This is a genomic window from Kitasatospora sp. P5_F3, from assembly GCF_054049135.1.
This window is the reverse complement of sequence record NZ_JBFUMY010000152.1, coordinates 1-5,009: the sequence shown is the minus strand read 5'-3', so window position 1 is coordinate 5,009 and position 5,009 is coordinate 1. Positions and strand designations below refer to the sequence as shown.

The 5,009-nt window shown below is 70.3% G+C and carries 3 protein-coding genes and 1 pseudogene; all 4 read right to left on the bottom strand.

Annotated features, from left to right (window positions below; translation table 11 throughout):
• On the bottom strand, positions 1 to 1,073 hold a 1,073-nt coding region (locus tag ACXJMZ_RS36645), incomplete at its 3' end, for a GlgB N-terminal domain-containing protein (RefSeq protein WP_457034321.1).
• Between the two features lie 154 nt (positions 1,074 to 1,227).
• Positions 1,228 to 2,706, bottom strand: coding sequence for a maltokinase N-terminal cap-like domain-containing protein (locus tag ACXJMZ_RS36640; RefSeq protein WP_457034320.1), 1,479 nt, complete (start codon positions 2,704 to 2,706; stop codon positions 1,228 to 1,230).
• A 229-nt stretch (positions 2,707 to 2,935) separates the two neighbouring features.
• Complete coding sequence (gene treS / locus ACXJMZ_RS36635; protein ID WP_057226705.1) at positions 2,936 to 4,639, bottom strand: maltose alpha-D-glucosyltransferase; 1,704 nt, start codon at positions 4,637 to 4,639, stop codon at positions 2,936 to 2,938.
• Positions 4,636 to 5,009, bottom strand: a pseudogene (locus tag ACXJMZ_RS36630) (alpha-1,4-glucan--maltose-1-phosphate maltosyltransferase); the annotation flags it as partial. The pseudogene ACXJMZ_RS36630 and the gene treS, both read right to left, overlap by 4 nt.

Here is a 5,009-nt window from a genome sequence, read left to right as displayed (position 1 = left end):
TCGCCGTCGAACCGGGCCAGTGCGAAGTCGTCCTTGGGGAAGTGCGCGGGCACCCAGTCGACGATCACCCCGATGCCGGCCTGGTGCAGGGTGTCGACCAGGAAACGGAAGTCGTCCGGGGTGCCCAGCCGGGCGGTCGGCGCGTAGAAGCCCGACACCTGGTAGCCCCAGGAACCACCGAACGGGTGCTCCATCACCGGCATGAACTCCACATGGGTGAAGTTCAACTCCTGGAGGTAGGCCGGGAGTTCGGCGGCGATCTGACGGTACGAGGTGAGGTCGGGGCGCCAGGAGGCGAGGTGCAGCTCGTAGACCGACATCGGCGCCCTGTGGTGCACGGCCCTGGCCCGGCGGGCCAGCCAGTCGGCGTCGCCCCACTCGTACGCCGACTCGGTGACCACCGAGGCGGTCTCCGGCGGGCACTGGGTGGCCCGGGCCATCGGGTCGGCCTTCTTGAGCACCCAGCCCTGCCGGGTGTGGATCTCGTACTTGTACTGGGTGCCCGCCCCGAGGCCGGGGACGAAGAGCTCCCAGACGCCGGAGGAGCCGAGCGAGCGCATCGGGTGGCCGGTGCCGTCCCAGTGGTTGAAGTCGCCGATCAGCCGGACCCCGGCGGCATTCGGCGCCCAGACCGCGAACGCGGTGCCGGGGATGCCCTGCACCGTGCGCAGGTGCGAACCGAGCGCCTGCCAGAGCTGCTCGTGCCGGCCCTCCGCGATCAGGTGCAGATCCAGCTCACCGAGCGTCGGCGGCAGCCGGTACCCGTCCTGCTGGACGTGTTCGACCCCGGCGTACGAAACCTGGAGCCGGTAGTCCGGGATCTCGACCGCGCTGGGCAGCAGGCCGGTGAACAGGCCGGACTGAAGGTGGGTCAGCTCCACCGGGCCCTGCTCGGTGAGCACCACCACCCGCTCGGCGAACGGGCGCAGCACCCGGATCGAGACCCCCTCCGAGGTCAGGTGCGCGCCGAGCAGGCCGTGCGGGTCGTGGTGCTCACCGGACAGCAGCCGGTCGATCTCGCTGGGCGGCAGCGTCGCCTCCGGCAGCCGGAGCGCGGCATGCGGCAGCGGCACCGCCGGGGCCGCCGGGGCTGCCGGGGCGGCCCCAGCCCGGCGCCGGCCGGGCTTGCCCACCCGCTCGGGCAGGAAGGTGGCGGGCACGGGCGTGCTGCGGTCGCGCTTCGGGCCGAGCGGGGTCACGGCGGAGTCCTCCTGCTGAGTGGGGTGGTCAGACGGTCAGGGCCAGGCGGTTGATCGCGGCCAGCGGGATGGGGAGCCAGCTCGGCCGGTGCCGGGCTTCGTAGACCACCTCGTAGACCGCCTTGTCGATCTCCAGCGCCCGCATCAGTTCGGGCGCCGAGGACGGCTCCATGCCGCCGCCCGCGGTGTAACCCGCGCAGTACGCCGTCCGGTTGCGCCCGGCCCAGGACGCCGCCAGATGGGCCAGCTCCGGGTCCGAGGGGGTACCGGCCAGCAGGTGGGCGGCGGCGTAGTCGAAGGAGCGGAGCATCGCCGCGACGTCCCGCAGCGCGGGCTGCGGGAGTCTGCGCTCGGCCAGCGGTTTGGCCGGCTCGCCCTCGAAGTCCAGCAGCACCCACCCGTGCGGGGTGCGCATGGCCTGCCCGAGGTGCAGGTCGCCGTGGATCCGCTGGACCGGCAGGCCGTCCAGGTGATCGGCCGTCAGGGCCTGGAACGCGGCCTGCAGCGCGGTCCGGTACCTGGTCAGCCCCGGGACGGCGGTGACCGCGCGGTCCAGCCGCTCGGTCATCGCGGCGGCCAGCTGGTGGGTCTGGGTCCGGTCGAGCCGGGCCACCGGCATGGTCCTGGCCAGCACCCGGTGCACCTCCGCGGTGGCGCGGCCGAGCCGGTGCGCCTCGATCGCGAAGTTGCCAGGGGACGGGTCGCCCTTCAGCCGCCCGACCTGGTCGAGTGCCAGTTCCCAGCCGTCCTCCGCGTCCGGCAGGTAGCGCTGGAGCAGCCCGAGGGTGGCCGGCTCGGCGCCCTCCATCCGGCTCTCGAACCAGGCGGCCACCCGGGGGATCCGGGTCGAACCGGCTCGGGAGAGGGCCAGCGAGAGCTCCAGGTCGGGGTTGGTGCCCGGGCTGATCCGGCGGAACAGCTTGAGGATGAAGGACGTCCCGTAGATCACCGAGCTGTTGGACTGCTCGGCGGTGGAGGCCCGCCCCGGCAGGTTGCCCGGCAGCCCGGGGCCCGGGGTACGGCGGAACGACAGCGCGCCGAACCGGTCGCCGGTGGCCAGGTGCCCCAGCAGACGGCCGGTCAGCTCCGGGTCGTGCACGGCGTCGTAGAGCGCCGCGCCGTCGTACGGCCCGCTGCCGAGCCGCCCGAGCACGGCCCCTGGGCCGATCCCCGGCGGCTCCTGCGAGCGGATGCCGAGCAGCAGCTGGTAGATGTCGCGCTGGGACGCTCCGCCGTCGCCCGCGTACTCGACCTGGAGCAGCAGGTGCAGCAGTGCGGGGTCACCGACCTGGAGCGGGGTGCCGACCACCGGGGTGATCCTGGTGATCGCGCGGCCCTTGCCCGCGTACCAGCGCTGACTCGGCAGCCAGCCGATGATCAGGGGCAGCGCGGCCTGGACCAGCTCGCTGACCCCGACGGTGGTCCTCCGAGCCCCCGCGTCACGTGCCCCGAGTGGTCTCGGGGCATCCTGGCGCAGATGGGCTTGAGAACGGGAGGTTTCGGACATGACTCCCTTTCCCCGGAAGCGGGCCGACTGCCCGACGGGTCTGGCCGGGCCCGTCAGTCTTCCGGATTTCGGCGGCGCGACGGCGACGGCACGCGAGCCGGGCTCGGGTGTCACGCCTTAGTGTGGGTGGCCGTTGGGCTGTTCTCCGTACGCGGTGGTGCAGAGATCGCTCGGGGGCGCGTGAATTCTCTTCGCGCCCCCGAGGGAAGTGAACTGACCGATCGTTACTTCACTGCTTGTGAGGGTTGCGCAGCTGGAACCAGTAGAAGCCGTGCCCGGCCAGGGTGAGCAGGTAGGGCCACTCGCCGATCGACGGGAAGCGAACGCCTCCGATCAGCTCCACCGGATAGCGTCCCCCGTACCGCCGCAGATCCAACTCGGTCGGCTGTGCGAAGCGCGAGAAGTTGTTCACGCACATCACCAGGTCGCCTTCGTACTCGCGGACGAAGGCCAGCACTGCGGGGTTGCTCGAGGGCAGTTCGGTGTAGCTGCCGAGGCCGAAGGCCGGATTGAGCTTGCGAATCTCGATCATGCGACGTGTCCAGTGCAGCAGCGAACTCGAACTGCTTTGCTGTGCCTCGACGTTGGTCACCTGATAGCCGTACACCGGGTCCATGATGGGCGGCAGACTGAGCCTGCCCGGGTCGGCGGAGGAGAAACCCGCGTTGCGGTCGGGCGTCCACTGCATCGGGGTCCGGACACCGTCCCGGTCGCCCAGCCAGATGTTGTCGCCCATGCCGATCTCGTCCCCGTAGTAGAGGACCGGCGAGCCGGGCAGCGACAGCAGCAGGGCGGTGAACAGCTCGATCTGGTTCCGGTCGTTCTCCAGCAGCGGTGCCAGCCGGCGGCGGATTCCGACGTTGGCCCGCATCCGGGGGTCCTTGGCGTACTCCGCGTACATGTAGTCGCGCTCCTCGTCGGTGACCATTTCCAGGGTCAGCTCGTCGTGGTTGCGCAGGAAAATACCCCACTGGCAATTGCCGGGAATGGTCGGCGTCTTGGCCAGGATTTCGGAGACCGGGTAGCGGGACTCCCGGCGGACCGCCATGAAGATCCGCGGCATCACCGGGAAGTGGAATGCCATGTGGCACTCGTCGCCGCCGGAGGCGAAGTCGCCGAAGTAGTCGACCACGTCCTCCGGCCACTGGTTGGCCTCGGCCAGCAGCACCGTGTCGGGGTAGTCGGCGTCGATCTCCTTGCGGACCCGGCGGAGGAACTCGTGGGTCTCCGGCAGGTTCTCGCAGTTGGTCCCCTCCCGGGCGAACAGGTACGGCACCGCGTCCAACCGGAACCCGTCGATCCCGAGGTCCAGCCAGAACCGCAGCCCCGCGATCATCTCCTCCTGGACCCGGGGGTTGTCGTAGTTCAGGTCGGGCTGGTGGGAGAAGAACCGGTGCCAGTAGTACTGCTTGCGGACCGGGTCGTAGGTCCAGTTGCTGGTCTCGGTGTCGACGAAGATGATCCGGGCGTCCGGGTACTGCTTGTCGTCGTCGGCCCACATGTAGAAGTCGCCGTACGGCCCGTCCGGGTCGCGGCGGGACTCCTGGAACCACGGGTGCTGGTCACTGGTGTGGTTCATCACGAAGTCGATCACCACCCGCATACCGCGCTTGTGCGCGGCGTCGGTGAACTCCACGAAGTCCGCCAGGTCGCCGAACTCCGGCAGCACGGACTTGTAGTCCGCCACGTCGTACCCGCCGTCCCGCAACGGCGAGGCGAAGAACGGCGGCAGCCAGAGGCAGTCCACCCCGAGCCACTGCAGGTAGTCCAACTTCGAGGTGAGGCCCCTGAGGTCTCCCACCCCGTCCCCGTTGCTGTCCTGGAACGATCGCACCAGTACCTCGTAGAACACCGCCCGCTTGAACCACTCCGGGTCGAGCTTTCCCGGAGAGGTCTCGGCGAAGGTGTCGGGCACGGGCTCGTTGACTGTCACAGAGGGTTCCTCCGAACCGTGAGGAGGTGGGCCGGCCCGGTGGTGGGATCGAGCCGGACGTAGTTGTGGCGGTGCCAGGTCCAGGAGGCTCCGGTGAGCTCGTCGTGGACTGCGAGCGGCCCGTCCCAGGGCAGGGTGACGGTGGTCTCCTGCGGGTTCCGGGGGTCGAGGTTGACCACGGTGATGACGTGGTCGGTGAGACCGTCCTCGGTGGTGGCGGTCTTCGAGAAGGCGAGGATGTGGTCGTTGTCGGTGGGGTGGAAGGTGAGGTCGCGCAGCTGTTGGAGGGCGGGGTGGCGCCGGCGCAGCCGGTTGAGGACGGTGATGAGGGGGGTGAGGGTGTTGGTGGTGGTCCAGTCGCGGGGCCGTA